The sequence below is a fragment of the Euzebya rosea genome (genome assembly GCF_003073135.1).
In the GTDB taxonomy this organism is placed as follows: Bacteria; Actinomycetota; Nitriliruptoria; order Euzebyales; family Euzebyaceae; genus Euzebya; species Euzebya rosea.
The window spans coordinates 191693-212390 of the sequence record NZ_PGDQ01000002.1 but is presented as its reverse complement, the minus strand read 5'-3'; the positions used below and the strand labels follow the sequence as shown (position 1 = coordinate 212390).

The 20698-nt window shown below is 70.0% G+C and carries 13 protein-coding genes and 3 tRNA genes; 10 read left to right on the top strand and 6 right to left on the bottom strand.

Annotated features, from left to right (window positions below):
* The first annotated feature begins 50 nt into the window (after nt 1-50).
* The 9 genes from CUC05_RS02630 to CUC05_RS26060 all read left to right on the top strand — a co-directional run bounded on the left by CUC05_RS02630 (nt 51) and on the right by CUC05_RS26060 (nt 11870).
* Nucleotides 51-2909, top strand: a complete 2859-nt coding sequence (locus CUC05_RS02630) for a DEAD/DEAH box helicase (RefSeq protein WP_157965136.1) — start codon at nt 51-53, stop codon at nt 2907-2909.
* Between the two features lie 58 nt (nt 2910-2967).
* Nucleotides 2968-3041 (top strand) — tRNA-Pro (locus CUC05_RS02625).
* 30 nt (nt 3042-3071) lie between these two features.
* A tRNA-Pro gene (locus CUC05_RS02620) sits at nt 3072-3150 on the top strand.
* Between the two features lie 183 nt (nt 3151-3333).
* Nucleotides 3334-3570 carry a helix-turn-helix transcriptional regulator gene (locus tag CUC05_RS02615; protein WP_108664611.1) on the top strand — a complete coding sequence of 79 codons (237 nt, stop codon included), beginning with the start codon at nt 3334-3336 and terminating at the stop codon, nt 3568-3570.
* A gap of 6 nt (nt 3571-3576) precedes the next feature.
* Nucleotides 3577-4767 (top strand): tyrosine-type recombinase/integrase, encoded by a 1191-nt coding sequence (locus tag CUC05_RS02610; RefSeq protein WP_108664525.1) that lies wholly within the window; start codon nt 3577-3579, stop codon nt 4765-4767.
* Nucleotides 4768-5086: 319 nt separating this feature from the next.
* Entirely contained in the window at nt 5087-8245 is a 3159-nt protein-coding gene (gene mobF, locus CUC05_RS02605; protein ID WP_108664524.1) for a MobF family relaxase, read from the top strand.
* A gap of 386 nt (nt 8246-8631) precedes the next feature.
* A complete protein-coding gene (locus CUC05_RS02600) occupies nt 8632-9561 on the top strand; it encodes a cell wall-binding repeat-containing protein (RefSeq protein WP_108664523.1) in 930 nt (309 codons plus the stop codon).
* A gap of 625 nt (nt 9562-10186) precedes the next feature.
* A complete protein-coding gene (locus CUC05_RS02590) occupies nt 10187-11143 on the top strand; it encodes a hypothetical protein (protein WP_108664521.1) in 957 nt (318 codons plus the stop codon).
* 58 nt (nt 11144-11201) lie between these two features.
* On the top strand, nt 11202-11870 hold the full coding sequence (locus CUC05_RS26060; RefSeq protein WP_108664520.1) for an HNH endonuclease: 669 nt from the start codon (nt 11202-11204) through the stop codon (nt 11868-11870).
* Between the two features lie 1015 nt (nt 11871-12885).
* Here the strand turns inward: CUC05_RS26060 and CUC05_RS02580 are convergent.
* Nucleotides 12886-13608, bottom strand: coding sequence for a Crp/Fnr family transcriptional regulator (locus CUC05_RS02580; protein WP_170127894.1), 723 nt, complete (start codon nt 13606-13608; stop codon nt 12886-12888).
* Nucleotides 13609-13795: 187 nt separating this feature from the next.
* Here CUC05_RS02580 and CUC05_RS02575 point away from each other — a divergent pair.
* Nucleotides 13796-13869, top strand: a tRNA-Gly gene (locus tag CUC05_RS02575).
* An 8-nt stretch (nt 13870-13877) separates the two neighbouring features.
* On the opposite strand, the gene CUC05_RS02570 is transcribed toward CUC05_RS02575, so the two are convergent.
* From CUC05_RS02570 to CUC05_RS02550, 5 genes are all read right to left on the bottom strand, one after another.
* On the bottom strand, nt 13878-14834 hold the full coding sequence (locus tag CUC05_RS02570; protein ID WP_108664518.1) for a prenyltransferase/squalene oxidase repeat-containing protein: 957 nt from the start codon (nt 14832-14834) through the stop codon (nt 13878-13880).
* Nucleotides 14835-14880: 46 nt separating this feature from the next.
* Nucleotides 14881-16521, bottom strand: coding sequence for a phosphoglucomutase (alpha-D-glucose-1,6-bisphosphate-dependent) (gene pgm, locus CUC05_RS02565; RefSeq protein ID WP_108664517.1), 1641 nt, complete (start codon nt 16519-16521; stop codon nt 14881-14883).
* Between the two features lie 82 nt (nt 16522-16603).
* On the bottom strand, nt 16604-17509 hold the full coding sequence (locus tag CUC05_RS02560) for a pirin family protein (RefSeq protein WP_157965135.1): 906 nt from the start codon (nt 17507-17509) through the stop codon (nt 16604-16606).
* 40 nt (nt 17510-17549) lie between these two features.
* Nucleotides 17550-18728: an aminotransferase class V-fold PLP-dependent enzyme gene (locus CUC05_RS02555; protein ID WP_157965134.1), complete on the bottom strand. Its 1179-nt coding sequence runs from the start codon at nt 18726-18728 to the stop codon at nt 17550-17552.
* Nucleotides 18729-18752: 24 nt separating this feature from the next.
* Nucleotides 18753-20690 carry a heavy metal translocating P-type ATPase gene (locus CUC05_RS02550; protein WP_108664514.1) on the bottom strand — a complete coding sequence of 646 codons (1938 nt, stop codon included), beginning with the start codon at nt 20688-20690 and terminating at the stop codon, nt 18753-18755.
* Nucleotides 20691-20698 lie beyond the last annotated feature (8 nt).

Genomic DNA, 20698 nt, shown 5'->3' with positions numbered 1-20698 from the left:
GCAGTGTGCGTTCTCGCCACCGGTCCCGCAGGTTCTATGGTGCGGCCCTCGTGGGTCCCGTTCACCAGCCACCGCTCGGTCCGCCCCCCGGCCGGCCGCCGGTGGGGGTGCACGGCGTGCTGTCGGTGCTGGAGGAGATGGCCGCCGCCGCGGGACAGGGCGGCTCGTCGTCCAGCCAGGTCCCCGACCACTTCGCATGGCTGCCGATGGGCGTCGTCCCGGCGCTGGGCACCGCCACCCCCGACCGTCCGGGGTCGGTCCCCATCGACCCCGACCTGGCGGCCCGGTTCGGTGCGGTCGACGCGATCCGCCCCCAGACACGGTCGCTGCGGGTCGGCCTGGGGTTCCTGACCGGCGCCACCGACGCGGAGGGGCCCCTGGGCAAGTGGTTCGAGCCGCTGGTCACCGTCCCCGTGGTCGTGGTCGGCAACGCGCTGCGTCGGGCAGGGGACGTCGAGCTGACCCCGCTCGTCGGCGACCGCCACGTCCGTGCCCGGCTGGAGGAAGACGTCGACTGGGGCGTCGGCGTGCTCGAGGGACTCGGCGAGGACGTGCCAGCCGACCGGATGCCCGCCGCCGAGGGGGTACTGGCCCACCTGCGCCGCGTGGTCGACGCCATCGGCTATGACCCGCCGGCGGTCATCGCACCGGTCGGTCGCCCCTCGACCCTGCGCGACTCGGTCGGGTTGCGGCTCGTGCTCGGGGCAGGCCTCTTCGCGCTGGGGTCGCGCCCGGAGTTCAGCCCTGCCGCGGCGCTCGCGGAGTGGCACACCACGGTCGGCACGAGGTGGACGGCCCTGCACTCGTTGTACCTGGACCACCCCCCGCCGGCCGGTCCGTCGCCCGGTCCGGACCTGTCCAGCGCCTACCGGCTGAGCGAAGCGCAGCACGAGGCGGTGGTGGCGAGTCGAACCGAACCGGTGACGGTGATCGCCGGTGCGCCGGGGACGGGCAAGACCCACACCATCGCGGCGATCGTGGGGGACGCCGTCGCCCACGGCCGGTCCGTGCTCGTTGCCGCCAAGGCCGACGCGACGGTCGAGGCCATCTCCGAGCTGCTGGACCGGCGGCCCGGCCCGGACCCGTTGGTCTTCGGGTCCAGCGACCGGCGGTGGGCGCTTGCCCGTCGCCTTGCCGCCGGCGAGCCGCAGGCCGTCCCCAGCGCGGAGGTGCTGCAGCGCCATGCGGCGATGCAGCAGGCCCGCCGACATCGCGACGCCACGTGGCTGGACGCCGCCGATGCGCTGGCCGGCATGACGTTGCTGGGCGACGGTCCGGAGGCCCGGCAGCTGCGCCAGCGCCTGCCCGGCGTGGCCACCGCCGACCTGTTCACCGTCGAGTCGTTGCTGGAGCGAACGGGTCGGGCCCAGCCGCCCTGGTGGCGGCCGGGTGCCCGCCGGGCCTGGTCGTCGTTGACGACCTCGCTCGGGGTGGCCTCCCCTACCGAGGAGGAGCTGGCCGCCGTGGCGCGGCTGGCCGCGGCGGTCCGGCGGCTGCATGCCAGCCCCGACCCGCTGCTGGACGGCATCGACTGGTCCGAGCTGGCCGCGGCGCAGCACGACGTCGAGGAGCGCACGGGCGAGTGGATGGACGCCATGGCCCGCAGCGAGCAGCGGCTCGGCAAGGCAGCCCGGGGAACGCTCGGCGTCCTGGCGCTGGCCCTGCGGGCCGGTCGGGCGAAACGGCGGGCGCAGCTGGCCACCCTGGTGGGCCAGCAGGTGACGGTGCCCCTGCCGGTGTGGCTCGGCACGTTGGCCGACATCGACGACCTGCTGCCGCTCGAGCCCGCCATGTTCGACCTTGTCGTGCTCGACGAGGCGTCGTCGATCGACCAGCCGCGTGCGGCGGCGGCGTTGCTGCGAGGCGCCCGGGCGGTGGTCGTCGGTGACCCCCAGCAGCTGCGCCACGTCTCGTTCGTGGCGGGTGAGGCGGTGAAGGAGGCCATCCGCGTGCATGCCCCGGGGGCGTCGGCTGCACTGCAGGCCAAGCTGGACGTGCGGGACAGCTCGATCTTCGACGTGGCCGCGGCATCCGCGCCGGTCCGGACGCTGGACGAGCACTTCCGGTCCGCGCCGCACCTGTTCGCGTGGGTGGGACGCGAGCTGTACCGGGGCGAGGTGACCGTCGCCACCCGCACCCCCCTGACGGACCGGCAGGACCGCATCGAGGTGGTCCGCGTCGAGGGCGCCCGCAACGACCGCAAGGTCGTGGAGGCCGAGGTTGTCTGGGTGATCGACCGCCTCCGACAGCTGTGGCGGGACGGGGCGACGAGCGTCGGGGTCATCTCACCGTTCCGGGCCCAGGCGGATGCCCTGGAGGATGCCGCCCTGACGATCCTCAAGCGTCGTGGGATCGACGAGCTCGGCCTGCGGGTCGGCACCGTGCACGCCTTCCAGGGCATGGAACGCGACGTGGTCCTGGCCTCGCTCGGCGTCGGGGCCGACGACGGGCCGAGGACCTGGCGGTTCGTCGACGACCCCAACCTGTTCGCGGTCTTCGCGACGAGGGCGCGAGAACGCATGGAGGTCGTCCTGTCGGCCGCGCCGCCGTCGGGGTCCCTGGTCGCGGACTACCTGGACCAGGTCGACCATCCACCACCGCCGCCGAGCGGAATCGGGTCGGTCGACCGGTGGACCGCAACCGTGGCCGAAGGACTCCTCGACGCCGGGGTTGAGGTGGCCGCCCCATACCCGGTCGGCCGCCACGCCGTGGACCTGGTGCTCCACGAGGGCACGCGGTACCTGGGTGTGGTCACCCGCCTGCACCCGGACGGGCCACATCTGCACGTCCGGCGGCAGCTGGAGCTGACCGCCAACGGATGGCCGATCCGCACCGCACACCGGGCGATCTGGGGGGACCGGCTGGGCGAGCTGGTGGTGGCACTGGCCGGCGCGCTGCGCCACGGCTGACCCGCTGGCGGGCGTCCTCGGGTACTGTTGGCCGCTCAGGGACCGGAGACGGTCCCATCGGGACGTGGCGCAGCCTGGTAGCGCACCGCCTTTGGGTGGCGGGGGTCGCCGGTTCGAATCCGGCCGTCCCGACTTTCCCGTTGGACTGCCGCCCACGTCCCGCGAGCGACGTCGCGGCAGTGTTGGATGGCGCACCGCCTTTGGGTGGCGGGGGTCGCCGGTTCGAATCCGGCCGTCCCGACGCGAAAACCCCGTGTTTGACCCGCGGATGCCGTGACCACCAGGCAGGTGGACATGCGCAAGTTGTCAAGAACCCTCCATTTACTCGGGCGTTCTCGGGGTCCACATCGGCTGCTCTCGGCCTGTTCGGTCTTGGTTCCGAGGGGGCCGAAGTCGTCTGGGGCGGGCTGTGCACCTGTTCGGTATGGACACCGATCAGATCGCCCAGCTCGGGCTGGAACAGCTGCTGACTGTCGAGGACCTGGCCGCCTACCTCGACGTCCCCCGGCAGACCATCTACGACTGGCGGGTGCACGGCCGGGGGCCGAGGGCGCGTCGCATCGGCAAGCGCCTGCGGTTCACCGCCGTCGACGTGAAGGAGTGGGTGGACGCGCAGGCGGAGCCGCCCGGTACAGCCGGCCCGCCGGGCTCGGGGCGGTGACGGGCCGTGGGTAGGCCCCGGACCCCGATCGGGACGTTCGGCGAGCTGGAGTTCACCACGCTCGAGAACGGCAAGGTCCAGGCGAGGACTCGCTACCGCGACTGGGACGGCAGGCTCCGCCGGGTCCAGGCCACCGCAAGGACCCAGCGGGCGGCGGAGTTTGCGCTGAAGGCCAAGCTGGCCGAGCGGTCGCTGGTCCAGCCCACCTTCACCGAGCTGACCCCCGACAGCCGGTTCGTTGACCTGGTCGAGTACTGGTTGCACGACCTGGAGCTGGAGGGGCACCTGGCCTCCAGCACCCGCAACACCTACGAGCGCAACATGCGCACGCTGGTGCTCCCGGCGTTCGAGGAGCTGACGCTGCGGGAGATCGGTGTGGCCCGCTGCGACTCCTTCATCAAGCACTTGGGCAAGCAGAGCTACAACCGCGCGAGGCAGGCTCGTGTGGTGCTGCGGTTGGCGTTCTCCTTGGCCGTGCGCCACGAGATCCTCCCGCGCAACCCCATGGATCATGTGTCCCGGCTGCGCCGGCCACCGTCCACGCCGACCGCGCTGACGTCGGTCGAGGTCAACGCCGTGCGGGCGGCGATCCGCTACTGGGAGCGCGGCCAGTCCGCGTCGGGACCCAAGCCCGACGGGCAGCTCGGCCTGCTGGTGGAGGTCATGCTGGGCACTTCCGCGCGGATCGGCGAGACGTTGGCGATTCGGCGTCGGGACGTCGACGTGACGTCGTCGCCGCCGACGATCCGGCTGGCGGGGACGGTGGTGGGTGGGCGCAACAGCCCGTTCGTGCGGCAGGACCGCCCCAAGACAAACCGGTCGGTGCGGACGGTGGCGCTGCCGTCGTTCTGTGCGGCGGCGGTTCGCCGGCGGCTGGTGGCGCTGGAGGACCGGTCGCTTGACTCGCTGCTGTTCTGCAACCGCGACGGCGGCCCCTTGTCACCCCACAACGTCCGACGGCAGCTCCGCTCGGCGATGGACTTGGCCGGCATCGAGGGCGTGACCCCGCACATGATCCGCCGCACCGTGGCCACCGCGGTCAACGAGCAGGCCACCGTCGACCTGGCCGCCGAGCTGCTGGGCCACACCGACCCCAGGATCACCATCCGCCACTACATCAAGCGCAACGAGATGGTGAACCCCGCCACCGCGGACCTGCTCGACAACGTCTTCGGCCCGCGCGACTCCGACGACTGACCGTCGCGCTCCGTGATCGCTGGACTACTCGTGCCGGTGGCGCCGAATCGGCGGCACCGCAAGGGCTCGGTGGCGGACGGCCCACCATGACGTTCGGCCTCGGTCCTCAACCGTGCCGCGACCTCGTCCGGCACGTCGATTGTCGACACGGTCACCAGCTACGTCGCCACCTCACCACCCAGCAGATGCGCACATCCACCCACCCCCGAGACGACTGACACACCTCTGGCACCTCCGGTGCGGTGGGCCGGTCGGCGCACCTACCTGGCATGGGACAGACGTGTCGGGTGGTGGAGCGGTGACGGTATCCCTACGCGCGATGTCAGCCGGGGACGGCTACCGCTACCTGACCGCCTCCGTCGCCGTCGCCGACGGGCCGCGCGACCGGTCGCTGCCGCTGGCCGAGTACTACGCCCAGACCGGCACCCCACCAGGCCGGTGGCTCGGCGCCGGACTGGCCGCCCTCGGCCTGGAGCCGGGCGACGAGGTCACCGAGGACCAGATGGCCCGGCTGCTCGGCGCCGGCCGTGACCCGGTCACCGGCGACGCCCTCGGCCAGGCGTTCCCCCAGTACAAGAGTCCCGCGGAGCGGGTCGGCGCCAGGGTCGCCTCGCTGGACGGTGGGCTCGGCACGGAGCAGCGGGCCTCGGCCGTGCAGCGCATCGAACAAGAGGAGGCGTCCCGGCCGACCAGGCGGGCGGTGGCCGGGTTCGACCTGACCTTCTCCGCCCCCAAGTCGGTGTCGGTGTGGTGGGCCCTCGCACCTCCCGAGGTCCGGGAGCGGATCGTGGCCGCCCATCACGCCGCCATCGGCGACGTCGTGGAGTTGATGGAGCGCGAGGTCGCCGCGACCCGCGCCGGCAGGGCCGGCGTGGTCCAGCTCGACGTCGACGGCCTGATCGCGACCGCCTTCGACCACTACGACTCCCGCACCGGCGACCCGCAGCTCCACACCCATGTCGTCATCGCCAACAAGGTCTGCACGACCTCCGACGGCAAGTGGCGAAGCCTCGACAGCCGCCCCGTGCACCACGCCCTGGTCGCGCTGTCCGAGCGCTACAACGCCGCGCTTGCCGACCGGCTCAGCGCCGACCTCGGCGTGCAATGGGAAGGGCGCACCCGCGGCGCCGACCGCAACCCCGCGTGGGAGATCGCCGGTGTCCCCGACGAGCTGGTCAAGACCTTCTCCTCCCGCAGCCGCTCCATCGACACCGCGACCGACCGGCTTGTCGCCGACTTCCGCGCGACGCACGGCGTTGGCCCAACGCCAGCGACCGTCATCAAGCTTCGGCAGCAGGCCACCTTGGCAACTCGGCCCGGCAAGACCCAGCACTCCCTGGCCGAGCTGACCAGCCGGTGGGCCGACCGGGCTCGGTCGCTGCTCGGGTTCGACCCAGCCTGGCTCTGCCCTCCCACAGGGTCCCCGGAAGTCATCGAGGAGCTGCCAGCCGAGGCAGTCGAGGGCTACGCCCTGGTCGTGCTCGATCACGTGTCGGAGAAGCGATCGACCTGGACCCGGTGGAACCTGCACGCCGAAGCCACCCGCCAGACCATGCACCTGCGCTTCGCAACCCCCCACGCACGCAACCACGCGATCGAGCAACTTGTCGAGGCCGCAGAGCGGGCGTCGCTGCGGGTCACCCCACCCGAAACCGCGGTGCCAGCCGAGCTGCAACGCCCGGATGGCACCGGCCGCCTCCGCCCGAAGCACGCCACCCGCTACACCTCCCACGCCCTCGTGGCGGCCGAAGACCGGCTGCTCGACCGCAGCCGCACCGCGTCACCACGACTCGCCAGCCAGCCGGTCGTCGCATCCGGGTCGGGGCTGTCCCAGGACCAGCTCGCCGCTGTTGCGGACATCGCCACGTCGGGCCGTCAGCTCGATCTGCTCATCGGCCCCGCCGGGGCCGGCAAGACCACCACCCTCGCCGCCCTCCGTCAGACCTGGGAACACACCCGCGGGGCCGGGGCGGTCATCGGGCTCGCCCCGAGCGCGGCTGCCGCGCAGGTCCTGGCCGATGATCTTGGCATCGCCACGGAGAACACGGCCAAGTGGACCCACGAGCACCTCCACGGCCGCCGGCGGTTCCGGCCCGGCCAGCTCGTCATCGTCGACGAGGCGTCGCTGGCCTCCACCCGCACCCTGGACCTCATCACCGGCCACGCCGAACAGCAGCGAGCGAAGGTGCTGCTGGTGGGCGACCCCCACCAGCTCGGCGGGGTTGGTGCCGGCGGCGCCCTCGGCCTGCTCGCCCGGGACCGACCAGACCATCCCCGCCTCACCCAGATCCACCGGTTCCATCACCACTGGGAACGCCACGCCACCCAACGCCTCCGCGACGGCGACCCCGCGGTCATCGACACCTATCGCGAGCACGGCCGCATCCATGACGGTGCCACAGACGACATGATCGAACAGGCATACCTGGCCTGGCGCAACGACCTGGCCGACGGCCACACCTCGGTGCTCATCGCCGCCGACAACGACCAGGTCACCACGCTCAACCGGCGCGCTCGCCTGGACCGCCAGGCCAACGGCGACGTATCGGCTCAGCACGGGGTGCCGCTGCGGGACGGAGCCACGGCCAGCGCTGGCGAGTGGATCCTCACCCGCCGCAACCGCCGCACCCTTCAATCCAGCGACGGCAAATGGGTACGCAACGGCGACCGCTGGACCGTCACCGCCACCCATACCGACGGCAGCCTCACCGCCCACCGCCCCGGCCAGCCTGCCGCCACCGTCCGGATTCCCGCGGACTACGCCGCGCGGCATGTCGACCTCGGCTACGCCATCACCGTCCACCGAACCCAAGGCTCAACGGTCGACACCGCCCACACCATCGCCACGCCCGCGATGACCCGCGAGCAGCTCTACGTCGCCCTCACCCGCGGGCGCACCGCCAACCACGTCTACACCGCGACAGACCAGCCAACCGCTGAACCCCATCTGGGCCCCGCCGCCACCCCTGGCGACGCCGTCCTCGCCCGGATACTCAGCCGCCACGGCGCGGCCCGCTCCGCTCACGAGGCCATCGCCGACGAACAGGCCCGCTGGAACACCGCGGCCCAACTCACTGCCGAACACGAGGCCATCGGCGCCACCCGATCCCAGCAATCCGACGCGACGACCCGTGCGCTCCGACAGCGTTACCGCCTCCTCGAACAGCATGCCGACAAGGCGCTCCGGTCCGCCATCGAACAACGACAACCCTGGATCCGCCACCTCACCCCACCACCGCCAGACCCCGAGCGGCGGCGCACCTGGTGGACCCACGCACGAGCCGTCGCGACCTACCGTGACCGCCACCGCATCACCGACCACACGCCACTGGGTCAGGACCCGGGCAACAAATCCCACCCTGACCGCCGAGAAGCAGTTCGAGCCCTTCGTGTCCTCCAACGCCGGGACGCGGGACCCGGCCAACGTCCGCCGACCCCCACCCAGATCGCACGCACTCCATCAGGCCCGACCATGTGACCCCCGGGGACAGCCATACCCAAGACTCACCGTTCACGGTCGCACGGGTCGTCTGGCTCCCGACTGCGAAGCCACGAGACCACCCCGACCCAGCGCGTATCAAGGCACTGCACGGTGGCTAGCCACGTTCACCAGCCTTTCGGCCTCCGCAAGACGAAGCGGGAATCCACACGCCAACATGCCAACGGCCTTGACGAAGCCCACGATCATCGTCACGGCTGAGGGCTACCGCCGGTACGTGTCGCGACCGCTGAGACGGGTGAGCCGGTGCGCACCCGACCTGGATCGGGGCGACTTGGCGAGTGCGAGTTCAAGATCCGTTCCGCTGGGATTCGGCTTCGCACACCCGTGCGAGACTGAGGGTCCGTCTATGGAGGGAGACCCATATGAGCAAGACATCAATCGCGCTGCTCGCCGCACTACTTGTTGTCGGGGGCGCGTCCGTCGTCGCCGCAGGCCAGTCGTTCGAGCAGGCCGGTACACCCGACTGCGTGACAGACCCGGACGACCAAGACGATCCGCGGGCTGAAGTTCGCAGGTACTGCGCTGTGATGGACGCCTCAGGCGGCCCAAGCTTCGGTATCGATGTCGAGCAGGCCACCGACCCCGGCAGCGATCCGGTGTGGATCGAAGGGCAGGCGTACTGGTCGGTCGACATCTTCACCGACAGCGACTCGGAGGCCGACTACCGCTTCCGGTATGACGTTGAGGGCGGCTTGATCCAGGCCGAGATCGTCGATCTCACCGAGTACACAAGTTGCTCCGGGACAGGCAGCCTAGAAGGCAACCAGTACCGCGCCGTCGGGTTCGCCGCCGGCTGCGTCGGCAACGCCCCATCGTTTCGATCAGGCACCACATCCTTCGCCTACATCGGCGACGGTGCCTTTGACATTGACACGACGGGGGCAGTGCTGTCAGAGCGCGGCAGCAGCCTCCCTACCCCTCTCTCCGGCGGACCCGTGCCGACACCACCGCCTCCGGCATCTCCACCGCCTCCCCCGGCTGCCCAGGTGGATCCCGTGTTCCGTCTCGAAGGACCTACGCGCATCGACACCGCCGTCGACATCTCGCAGTACCAGTTCCCCGACGGGGCCAGCGAGGTGTATCTGTCGCGCCAGGACGTGTTCGCCGACTCCATCTCCTCCGGGTCGCTGACCCGTGGACCGATCCTGCTGGTGCCATCGTGCGGTCAGGTGCCTCAACCAGTACTGGACGAGGTTCGTCGTCTGGATCCTGACCGTGTCGGTGCCTTGGGCGGCGCCGCTGCTGTGTGCGACCAAGTCCTCACCGACGTCGCAGCGGCGGCCGGCCTATAGAGCAGGCCAGAGTCAGCAGCAGCAGCGCGAAGAGGCAACCCTGGACATGGCCTGTCTTGGGTCTGGTCCGGCCCTGGTACAGGCCCGTGGCTGACAGTCGTCATGCACCACCAGACACAGCATGGTGACTGGGGAACCGACGAGACACTGCTCCGCGCACAGCCGTGGCTGCTCGGCTGAGGACACTGGATGATTCAGAAACGTCGGCAGGCTCTCAACCGGGCGCACGCTCAGTCCTATCAGGAGGGGTGCTTGGAGCCGGAGCATGCAGGTACGCCAACACCGGACGAGCAACTGTGGGAACTCACCGCACTACGCGCTCGACCCCGGGGTGTCACAGGTCGCTTCTATGCTTCCAGTACAGGAGGTTGAACATGACTCTCAGCAACGACTTGGAGCAGACACTGGTTCCCGTGCCGTGTCCGCGGTGCGGATATGAATTCGACATTGAGATGGTTGATGTCACATGTCAGGTGTATCCCTGGTGCCCGTGCTGCCGGGTACGCATCCAGCTGAGCGAGGGGCGTGCTGATGTCTCAGGCCCTCTGCAGGCGATCGACAGTGCCGTAGCCGACCTTCACAAGTCAATTGACAAGCTGAATCAGAACCTGGGCGGGATGTTCTAATGCGCTTCAATGAGGGGCTTCAGGTACGGTTACAGGAGAAGTACCGACGTCTGTACAAGACGAGCTACGATTCCTACGGTTTCCAGGCCAAGTACTTCGTCGATTGGATCGAGACTCAACCGGCGCTGACGAGCATTCTCGGCACGGTAGATAGGTCGACGCCAGAGGTAGACGCTGCACAGTGGTATGAGCAGCATAAGGGTAGGGATGGTCGTGGGCTTGCCTACCCGGATAGTGAAGCCGGTTTTGCCAAGATCGCGTGGTGGCTCGTACAAGAGACCGCGAGGGCGGGGGCACAAGGGTTCCGGATCCCAATGGACCTCACGTACGTCAGAAACATGGACGATGCGATCAGAGACTTCACCAGTGCTGTTGTGGAGCCACTAATCGAGTACTTGCAGGAACGACTGGCTGCTGAAACGGACGTCCTCTACACCCTAGAGCGATATCGCCGACGTGTTCAGTGGTTTGAGCATGAGAGGCTATGGGAGGCCTACAATGAGGGCAGCGTGCGCGGTGAGGCGATCCTCGATCGGGACCTTCGCAAGTTCCTATTTGATCAAGGCATCGACTATCCGTATTCCCAGCCGGCCAGCGCGTCTGGAAAGGCAGATGTCGTCGCCAATATTGAAACGGACGAAGATCCACTCGTCTGTGAGGTCAAGCTGTTCAATAACGACAGCTATGGCGCAGCCTACTTGGCCAAGGGACTCAACCAAGCGGTCCGCTATGCCGATGACTATGGCAAGAACGAAGCCTATCTCGTTATCTTCAACCTGAGTGACCGCAGACTGGAACTGCCCACGGATGACTCTGACTCTGGTTGGCCATCGCGTCTTCACACGGCCGGTATAACCGCGTTCTTGATCGATGTCCAGGTCGCTCCACTGCCCTCGGCGAGCGTGCAGAAGCCACAGCAACCCGTGGTTTTGAGCCGTGTGCAACTACTGCCGTAGCGCAAGATGTGACTAGGGACAGTTCGATCTAATACGGGAACGACCCTGGAGAGCAGCTATGGCATGGTTGTCCGAACTTACCGAAGTGGGACTGATTGAGACCTTCGCGTGCGTAGAGTCTGACTGTTACGGCCGCGCCATCGGAAGAAGTTACGGGGAGTTCCGCTGCGATAAACACGCCTCGCGCGAGAAGTATCGTCGCCGACGGGAACGGGAACGTGCGAACGGTGGCATGGCCGATGCTAGGGCTATCCAATCCCGCTTCGATTATTACGGGGGAAAGTGCTACATCTGCAGGAACGACGCCGACACCATGGACCACGTCAAACCGGTCAGCAAAGGTGGGACGCTGTGGCCGGCAAACCTTCGGCCAGCCTGCCGGAGGTGCAATAGCAGAAAGGACTGCCACTGGGGACCAGTAGTACCGCTAGACCGCATACCCCTATTGGAACCACTCCGCGACCTATGGGGCGGCTTCGTCGTGCCACTTCACGTTCAATCCGGTCTGACTGTATTCGTGGATGAAGTCGATGCCGAGCAACTACCCACCTACGGATGGCGGATTCGTCAGACCAAACACGGGTCGCTGATCTACACCGTCGACCGCTCAACGCGAAAGTGGATCAAACTAGTTGAAGTTGTCGCAGGCGCGCCACTGGCCCAGGTCAGCTTTGCGGACGGAGATACGACGAACTATAGACGGCACAACCTTGAAGTTGTGGCCTAACTAGGGGATGTGTCGCAACTACTATCCACTCCACGTTGCACCACTGTGGCGTGCAATTGGCACTGTAGGTACGCAACGAGGACGTCTGGGCGAGGGCATTGGATGCCTCCGAGTGCTACTGGATGGTATTCGCGCAGGACCCAACGGATGGTGTTGGTGGCGGGCGAGTGTCCAGATCAGCGTCTCCGGTCGCGGGCGATGACCTTCAATGCCTCGGCATCAGGGCTGTCACCAGCGACGGGCCAATGCTTGTGCCGGCCGGTACGGACCTTGTCGGCCAGCACCCTCGCAGCACCCGGATCGGGCTTGGGCCCCGGACAACACGGCGTGGCGGTCGCGGTAGCGCGACACCGCGAGCGGGTTGATCACAAGACGTAGTAGCCGGCCGCGGCCCTTGCGTTGCCCAACGGGCCCCTGGCGCGGTTTGGCGTGCTGCTCTCGAACTCCTCTTCGGCCGTCAAGTGTTCCGTTGTAGCCCCGACATCGACGATGATGTAGGCGTCTCAGGCATGGCCGACGACTCGGATCCTCGACGGGACCCCTCGTACACCGTGCCGGCTCCGCACCGATGGCTCGCTGCCAAGAACGTGGAGGTCCGGATGGACTTGATCGACGAGCGACGACGCCATGGGCCGTCATCGCGTCCAGCGAGGTAGCCGACGTGGACTGCCACTCCCGTTGCGCGAGTCGCCGCAGGTCAGCCGAACCACTCCCAGCCCTCTCCGTGCTGCATGGGAGTGAGTCCGCCCGACCCCACCAGAAGGTCACCACAATCATTCGTAGACGACCGGATCTGGGACTAGGTTGGGACCTCGATAGACGATCTGTTCTCCGCTAGACACCAGGCATCCAAGGGTCAACGTGGTGACCTCAAAGCACCTCTGAACTGCGGTTTTCCCGCGGGGGTCGCCGGTTCGAATCCGGCCGTCCCGACTTTCCCGTTGGCTGGACACCACCAAAACTTGGCGACGTCCCGGCCGAGGGGACCGGGACGTCGCACGAGGGGTGGCGGAAGCTAGTCGGGGAGGCCGATCTCGATGTCGAGGTCGTCCAGGCCGGCGGCCTCGGCAACCCCGTTGAGGTCGAGGATCTCCACGGCGCCGTAGCGGGAGCGGACCAGGCCGGCCCGCCGCATCTGGCCGAGGACCCGGCTGACGGACTGGCGCCGGGCGCCGAGCAGGTGGGCGATGGTCTGGTGCGGCATCTTGACCATCCAGGCGCCGTCCTCCTCGACCCGGTGATCCATGAGCAGCGTGGCGATCTGGGCGGACAGGTCCTTGGTCAGCAGCGTGACCAGACGGCGCTGGATCTCGTCGTGGCGCTTGGACACCGAGGTGATCCAGCGCAGGGACAACGAGGGGGACCCGGCGAGGAGCTGCAGCAGCCGTTCGCGGGTGATCGTCAGCACCGTGGTGTCGCTGTCGGCGATGGCGTCGAAGGGCATCGTGTGGCCGAGGAACACCGCGACGTCACCGATGACGCCGCCCGGCTCGACCAGGCCGATGGTCTGGCGGCCCAGCGTGGGGTTGCGCACGGTCAGGTGCACCGCCCCGTCGCGGACGATGTGGACCTCGTCGACGACGTCGCCGCTGGCGATCAGCACCTCGCCGGCCTCGACACGGCGGGGGACACAGGCCTCCTCGAGCGCGACGATGTCGTTGGCCGTCAGCGGACTGCCGTCGGTGCGGGCCATGGCCCGTGCGATCCACATCGCGTGCCGGCGCGTCAGTTCTTCCATAGGTCTCGTCTTTCCCTTTGCCATCGAGGCGTCCCGCCCTTTCAGGTTCGTACCCGGTTGGGCAGAGGATGTCTGGAAACCGACATTGCCAAACCAGACCTGTCGATACGGCAACCGGAAGGATGCGAAACCCCCCGTCGGCCAGCGTTCGGCCCGCGCCCGCCGACGCGCTACACTCCCCTCCCCCGCGGGTGTAGTTCAATGGTAGAACCCTAGCCTTCCAAGCTAGCTACAGGGGTTCGATTCCCCTCACCCGCTCCAGCTCCCGGTCATCGGCCGTCCCACCAGTCGAGCACGCGCATGGCGGACATGGTGAGCCATCTGGAGGGTTCACCGGCCGGCACGTCGACCTCGAACCACACCCGACCGGGATGCCGCCGGGCCTGCAGCCAGGTGCCGTCGGGTTGACGCTGCTCGCGGATGCGGGCGATGGCGTCGGCGATGCGGGGGTCGGGCGGTGTGCCGTCGAGCAACGACGCCTCACGGACGCACTCCGCGGCGCTCAGCACGTTGTGGATCCAGCGGGCGGGATGCACGAGGGCCAGCGCCCACGGGCCGACGGGCTCACCGGTCGTCAGGCGTCGGTAGAGGCCGCGGTCGAGGAGGTAGTCCTCTCCGGGCTGCCGGAGGTCCTTGGTGGATCGACCCGTGATGGCCTCGTACGCCACGAGGCCCTTCAGGGTGTTCAGGGTCGAGTGGACGGAGGACCGCACCGATCCGTCCACCCAGCCGCAGTTCCAGCCCCCGTCGTCCATCCGGTGCTCGTCGAACCACTCCAGCATCGCCGCTACGTCCGCACCGAGCCATGCCCCGTTGGCGAGCACCAGGGCGTTGATGCAGCAGTCGACCTCGCCGCCCCAGTAGGGCAGGTCGTCGTACTCCCAGCGGCTGTTGGCGTCGAGCAGCTCGACGGTACCGGCCAGGACCGACGCGTCGAGTCCCCACTCGCGCAGCGCGGTGAGGCTCCAGGTGGTCGCGGTCCACGGTTGCCCGGCGTCGTCGGTGGCCTCGGGGCCCTCGAAGTCGAAGTCGGCGGGGAAGTACGCCCCACCGGCCCACTGGCCGTCGGGATCCTGCAGCGCCAGCAACCGGGCGCCGAACCCCTCGGTCGCCACCTTGGCACGAGTCGCCTGCCACACGTCGTCCGGGGCGTGCAGCAGGTCGCGTTCGACCTGCCAGCGCAACGCAGGATCGGAGTCCAGCAGCCACCCCACCGTGTCGTCCATGGACGCACGATAGCGCCGGAGGGTGCACCGTCGCGCGGCGTCGTGGTCAGCCGATGGCCGCGGACACGACGTCCTTCGCGGCTGCCTGGACCTCCGCCAGGTGGTCCGGGCCGCGGAAGGACTCGGCGTAGATCTTGTAGACGTCCTCGGTGCCCGACGGCCGTGCCGCGAACCATGCCGACTCGGTGGTGACCTTGAGCCCGCCGATGGCCGCGCCGTTGCCGGGGGCCTCGGTCAGCTTGGCGGTGATCGTCTCGCCCGCCAGCGTCGTCGCCGACACGGCGTCGGGTGACAGGCCCTTCAGCGCCGCCTTCTGCTCGCGGGTTGCCGGTGCGTCGATGCGGGCGTAGGCCGGTTCGCCGTGGGCAGCGACCAGGTCGGCGTAGTGCTCGCTGGGCGTCCGTCCCGTCGCGGCGATGATCTCCGCGGCCAGCAGGCAGAGGATGATCCCGTCCTTGTCGGTCGCCCACGTCGTGCCGTCCATGCGCAGGAACGACGCGCCGGCCGACTCCTCTCCCCCGAAACCGAACGAGGCGTCGATGAGGCCGGGCACGAACCACTTGAATCCGACGGGCACCTCGACCATGGGCCGGCCGAGGTCGGCGGCCACCCGGTCGATCATCGAGGACGACACCAGCGTCTTGCCGATCCGGGCCGACTCGGGCCAGCCCGGACGGGCGCCGCCGAAGAGGTGCTGGATCGCCACGGCGAGGAAGTGGTTGGGGTTCATCAGCCCGGCGTCGGGGGTGACTATCCCGTGCCGGTCGGCATCGGCGTCGTTGCCCGTGGCCACGTCGTAGCGGTCCTTCTGGGCCACCAGGCTGGCCATCGCCGAGGGCGAGGAGCAGTCCATCCGGATCCTGCCGTCCCAGTCGAGGGTCATGAAGCGCCACGTGGGATCCACCAGCGGGTTGACCACCGTCAGCTCCAGGCCGTGCCGCTCGGCGATCGCCCCCCAGTAGTCCACCGACGCCCCGCCGAGCGGATCGGCGCCGATCCTCACCCCGGCCTCGCGGACCGCGTCCATGTCGAGGACGGCAGGCAGGTCGTCGACGTAGGCGCCCATGAAGTCGTAGGCGTGCGCCGCCGCGCGGGCCCTCGCGAACGGGATGCGCCTGACCTCCCCCAACCCGGCACGCACGATCTGGTTGGCCCGGGCGGCGATGACCGATGTCGCGTCGGTGTCGGCAGGCCCCCCGTGCGGCGGGTTGTACTTGAAGCCGCCGTCGCTTGGCGGGTTGTGGGACGGCGTGACGACGATCCCGTCCGCCTGACCCTGATGGGTCCCCCGCGAGGCGTTGGCCCGCAGGATCGCGTGGGACACCGCCGGCGTCGGCGTGTAGCGGTCGGCCGCGTCGACCATGACCGTCACGTCGTTGCCGGCCAGCACCTCCAGCGCCGTCGTCCAGGCCGGCTCGCTGAGCGCATGGGTGTCCCGTCCGATGAACAGGGGCCCGTCGATGCCCTGCTCGCGGCGGTACTCACAGATCGCCTGGGTGGTGGCCAGGATGTGCGCCTCGTTGAAGGAGGTCGTCAGCGACGTCCCACGGTGCCCGCTGGTGCCGAACGCCACCTGCTGCTCGACCTCGTCGGGGTCGGGCACACCGGCGTAGTACGCGGTGACCAGGTGGGGGACGTCGACGAGGTCCTCGGACCGGGCGGGCTGTCCTGCGCGTTCGTGCGTCATGGGTCGATCATGCCGGATCCCGCTGCTCGGCGCGGACCGCCCCGGGGTCCTGCCGAGGGCACCCGTCCGGCTGCCGTACCCCTCAGCCGTCCATGCGCGGCAGCCGTCCGAAGCTGCCGTCGACGGACCGCCTGCGAACGTCGGCGAGGTCGACGGCGTCGTCGGCGACGAGGCCGCGTTCGTGGACCCAGGCGGACGACGGCGACGGCGCAGCGAGCACCAGCACGTCGGTCGCCTCGTTGCCCTCCAGCATGGTGGCCACGGACAACCGTGTGCCGTGGTCCACCCGCCGGGCAACCTCGCCGGTGCGGACTGTCACGAGGGCGTCGCCCACCAGGGCATCGCCCTCGATCACGACGATGATCACGTCGCCGTCGTCGGGCACCGCGAGGTCGACGGTGGCCCCTGCGGCGACGGTCAGACGGACGGCGAGCAGGCCAGCGGACGTGGGCGCCCCGTCGGGGGTGCCCAGCAGCACGTCGATCGCGCTGCGTCCCTGCCGCCTGGCAGGCGGAGGGTCCACCACCCTGACCGTCGGGGTCACCGCTGCCCGCTGGGCCCAGCGGACGGTCAACACGTCGAGCGCGCCACCGTCACGTCGCAGGTGCCGTTCCGGGCCGATCTCGCTGATGATGCCGGCGCCGGCCGAGACGATCCTGCGCGCGGGGGCGGCGAGGGTGCCCCGATGCCCGAGGGAGTCGCGGTGCTCCAGCGCACCGGCCGACACGACGGTCAGCTCCGCGATGCGGTGCAGCGGTTCGTCGACCGGGGCAGCGAGGTCGCCCGGGCGGCGCAGCGACGGGCCGGTGTGGCGGACCGACAGCAGCGTGCCGAGATGGTCGTGTCCCTCCAGCGGCACCAGGTCGAACTCGTCACGACCCGCCTGGTCGGCCCAGCGTCCGCTGCCCAGCACCTCCACGACCGTCGACGGGCCGGTGGCCCGGGGCCACTCGGGCTGGCCGTCGGCCCCGGTGGATCGCCCGATCACGCGACGCAGGCGATCCAGCGGCCCGGCCACGACGGTGGACCTAGCCCAGCTCGTCGAGGGCGGCCAGGACTCGGTCGACGTCGTCGGGGCCGTGGTAGTGCACGAAGCCGACCCTGACGGCGCCGCCGGTGTCGAGCAGTCGCGTGGCCCGCATCGGCTCGATGGCGTAGTAGTGGCCGGCGAACACGCGGATGCCGCGATCGCCGAGGCCCGACGCGACCTTGGCCGGGTCCAGCGTCTCGTGGGTGATCGCGAAGGTCGGGGTGCGCCCGTCCACGTCGGCGGGGCCGTGCAGCGTCCAGGCCGGCCGCTGGGCCAGGCCCGACAGGAACCGCTCGGCCAGCTCCCGCTCGTGGGCCGCGATGGCGTCCATGCCGATCTCGTCGACCATGTAGTCCACGGCAGCGGTCGACGCCGCGATGTGCTCGAAGCTCGCGGTGCCGGTCTGCCACCGCTCGGGACCGGTCTCGGGGCTCGGGCGGACCTTGTCGGGGCTGAGGCGTGCCAGCAGCGCCGGGTCGGCGGCCATGACGCCGTGGTGGGGGCCGAAGAACTTGTAGGGCGAGCAGAAGACGACGTCCACACCGAGCGCCCGCCGGTCGATGGTCACGTGCGGGGCGCCGTGGACGGCATCCATGATCGTGAGTGCCCCGACCCGCCGGGCGGCCTCGACGAACGGGGCCGGGTCGACGATCGTGCCGAAGGCGTTGGAGGCCAGCGGGAAGGTGATCAGCTTGGTCCGCGGCGTCACCGCGGCGGTGATCGAGTCGACGTCGATGCGGCCGTCGTCGGTGATGTCGACGAACCGGACGGTCGATCCGGTCCTCTCGGCAAGTCCCTGCCATGGCGCGACGTTGGCGTCGTGGTCCAGCCGCGTGCAGACGATGTCACCGCCGGTGGACAGCACCTCGTCGAGGGCATGGGAGAGATGGAAGGCCAACGTCGTCATGTTGGCCCCGAAGACGATGCCCTCGGGTTCGCTGCCGAGGAACGCCCCGAACGTCGCCCGGGCGCGATCGGTGAGCGCGTCGACCTGGGCGCTGGCCCGGAAGGGGGCGTGCTGGTTGGCGTTCAGCCGGATGGCGGCGTCCCGCATGGCGTCCAGGGAGACGTCCACCATCTGGGTACCGCCCGGGGCGTCGACGTGGACGGCGGCGGGGTCGACCTGCAGGGCAGGGAAGCGGGAGCGGACGTCGGCGAGGTCGAACGAGTCAGGCATGTGGGCCACATGCTGCCACGCGCGTCACCGCCGGGATCGACCCGCCCGCACACCGTTGGCGATGACGACGACCTCGGCCAGCTCGTGGGTGGCCACGACGGCCGCCAGGCCGAGGGCGCCAGCGGCGGACAGCGGCACGAGCACGGCGATGATGGCGGCCGACATCACCAGGTTCTGCCGCATGATCCGCCGGGCACGTCGGGCGTGGGCGATGGCTGCGGCCAGGCTGCGCAGGTCCTCGCCCAGCAGCGCGACATCGGCGGTCTCGATCGCCACGTCGGCCCCCATGGCGCCCATCGCGATGCCGACGTCGGCGACGGCCAGGGCAGGGGCGTCGTTGATCCCGTCGCCGACCATGGCGACCGGCCCAGCCTCCCGCATCGTGGTGACCCGCGCGGACTTGTCCTCCGGTCGGAGGTCGGCGTGGACCGTCCCGATGCCCGCTGTCGTGCCCAGCGCCCGCGCGGTCAGCGGGTTGTCGCCGGTGAGCATGCGGACGTCCAGGCCCATGCGGTGGAGGTCCGCGACGGCCTCGGCGGCCTCGGGACGGAGCTCGTCGCGGACGGCGATCAGCCCGGTTGGGCTGCCGTCGACCTCGACGGCGACCGTGGTGGCCCCGGCACCCTGCAGGCGGGCGACGTCGGCCTCCATGCCGTCGACCGGCACGAACCCGGGCCGGCCGACCCGGATGGTGCGGGAGCCGACGGTGCCGACGAGGCCGCTGCCGGGGATGGCGGTGACGTCGGCGGCCCGGGCGCCTCCTGCGGTGGCCAGGCGTGGGGCGGCCGCGGTGATGGCGGCTGCCAGGGGGTGCTCGCTCCTGGACTCGATCGCCGCGGCGTCGGCGAGGACGTCGTCGCGGGCACAGCCGGCGGCGGTGACGACCTCGATCACGCGTGGGGCGTTGCGGGTCAGGGTGCCGGTCTTGTCCAGCGCCACGGCCGTGACGTTGCCCAGCGCCTCCAGCGCCGCGCCGCCCTTGACCAGGACCCCCGACCTGCTGGCCGACCCGATGGCGGCGACCACGGCGACCGGGACCGACAGCGCCATCGCGCACGGGGCGGCCGCGACGAGGACGACCAGCGCCCGCTCGATCCACACGGCTGGGTCACCGAGCAGCGATCCGATCACCGCGACGGCGGCGGCGAGGACCATGACGCCGGGGACCAGCGGGCTGGCGACGCGGTCGGCCAACCGTTGGGTGGTGCCCTTGCGGTCCTGCGCCTCCTCCACGATGTGCACGATCCGGGCGAGGGAGTTGTCGGTCGTCGTGGCGGTGACGCGGACCTCCAGCGCCCCGCCGCCGTTGATGGTCGCGGCGAAGACGGTGTCGCCGGGACCGATCTCGACGGGGACGGACTCGCCGGTGATGGCCGCGACGTCGACGGCGGAGCGGCCCTCGACGACCACGCCGTCGGTGGCCAGCCGTTCCCCCGGGCGAACGACCAGGATGTCACCGACGGCCAGCTCGGACGGGTCGACCTGCACGGTGGCCCCGTCACGCAGGACCTCGGCGGTCGGCGGGGTCAGCTCGAGGAGGGAGCGCAGGCCCTGCCGGGTACGGGCCACCGAGTAGCCCTCCAGGCCCTCGGAGATGGAGAACAGGAACGCCAGCCCGGCGGCTTCGCCGAGCTCGCCGAGGACGACCGCTCCCACCGCGGCGATGGTCATCAGGGTGCCGACGCCGATCCGTCGGTGCCGGAGGCCGCGGATGCTGTCGGGCACGAACGTCGACCCGCCGACCAGCAGCGCGACGACCGTCGCGACCGTGCCAGCGGTGGCCGCGCCGGAGCGGCCGAGCAGCCAACCGACCACGAGGAACACCCCGGCGAGCACGGCCATGCGCAGCTCGTGGACGTCGCGCAGCCGACCGGGACCCGTGGGCGGGTCGTGATCCGCGCCTCCGGTCCGGTCCGTTGCGGGCGTCGTGGCGGCGTCGGGGCCGCAGCAGGCATCAGCCATATCGGAAC

Bases quoted from the DNA above. Each gene is read 5' to 3' on its own strand.
- CUC05_RS02570 (WP_108664518.1), bottom strand. From the start codon at position 14,834: ATGGACGACACGGTGGGGTGGCTGCTGGACTCCGATCCTGCGTTGCGC.
- CUC05_RS02580 (WP_170127894.1), bottom strand. From the start codon at position 13,608: ATGGAAGAACTGACGCGCCGGCACGCGATGTGGATCGCACGGGCCATG.
- CUC05_RS02555 (WP_157965134.1), bottom strand. From the start codon at position 18,728: ATGCCTGACTCGTTCGACCTCGCCGACGTCCGCTCCCGCTTCCCTGCC.
- CUC05_RS26060 (WP_108664520.1), top strand. From the start codon at position 11,202: ATGGCATGGTTGTCCGAACTTACCGAAGTGGGACTGATTGAGACCTTC.
- pgm (WP_108664517.1), bottom strand. From the start codon at position 16,521: ATGACGCACGAACGCGCAGGACAGCCCGCCCGGTCCGAGGACCTCGTC.
- CUC05_RS02550 (WP_108664514.1), bottom strand. From the start codon at position 20,690: ATGGCTGATGCCTGCTGCGGCCCCGACGCCGCCACGACGCCCGCAACG.
- CUC05_RS02615 (WP_108664611.1), top strand. From the start codon at position 3,334: ATGGACACCGATCAGATCGCCCAGCTCGGGCTGGAACAGCTGCTGACT.
- CUC05_RS02600 (WP_108664523.1), top strand. From the start codon at position 8,632: ATGAGCAAGACATCAATCGCGCTGCTCGCCGCACTACTTGTTGTCGGG.
- mobF (WP_108664524.1), top strand. From the start codon at position 5,087: ATGTCAGCCGGGGACGGCTACCGCTACCTGACCGCCTCCGTCGCCGTC.
- CUC05_RS02590 (WP_108664521.1), top strand. From the start codon at position 10,187: ATGCGCTTCAATGAGGGGCTTCAGGTACGGTTACAGGAGAAGTACCGA.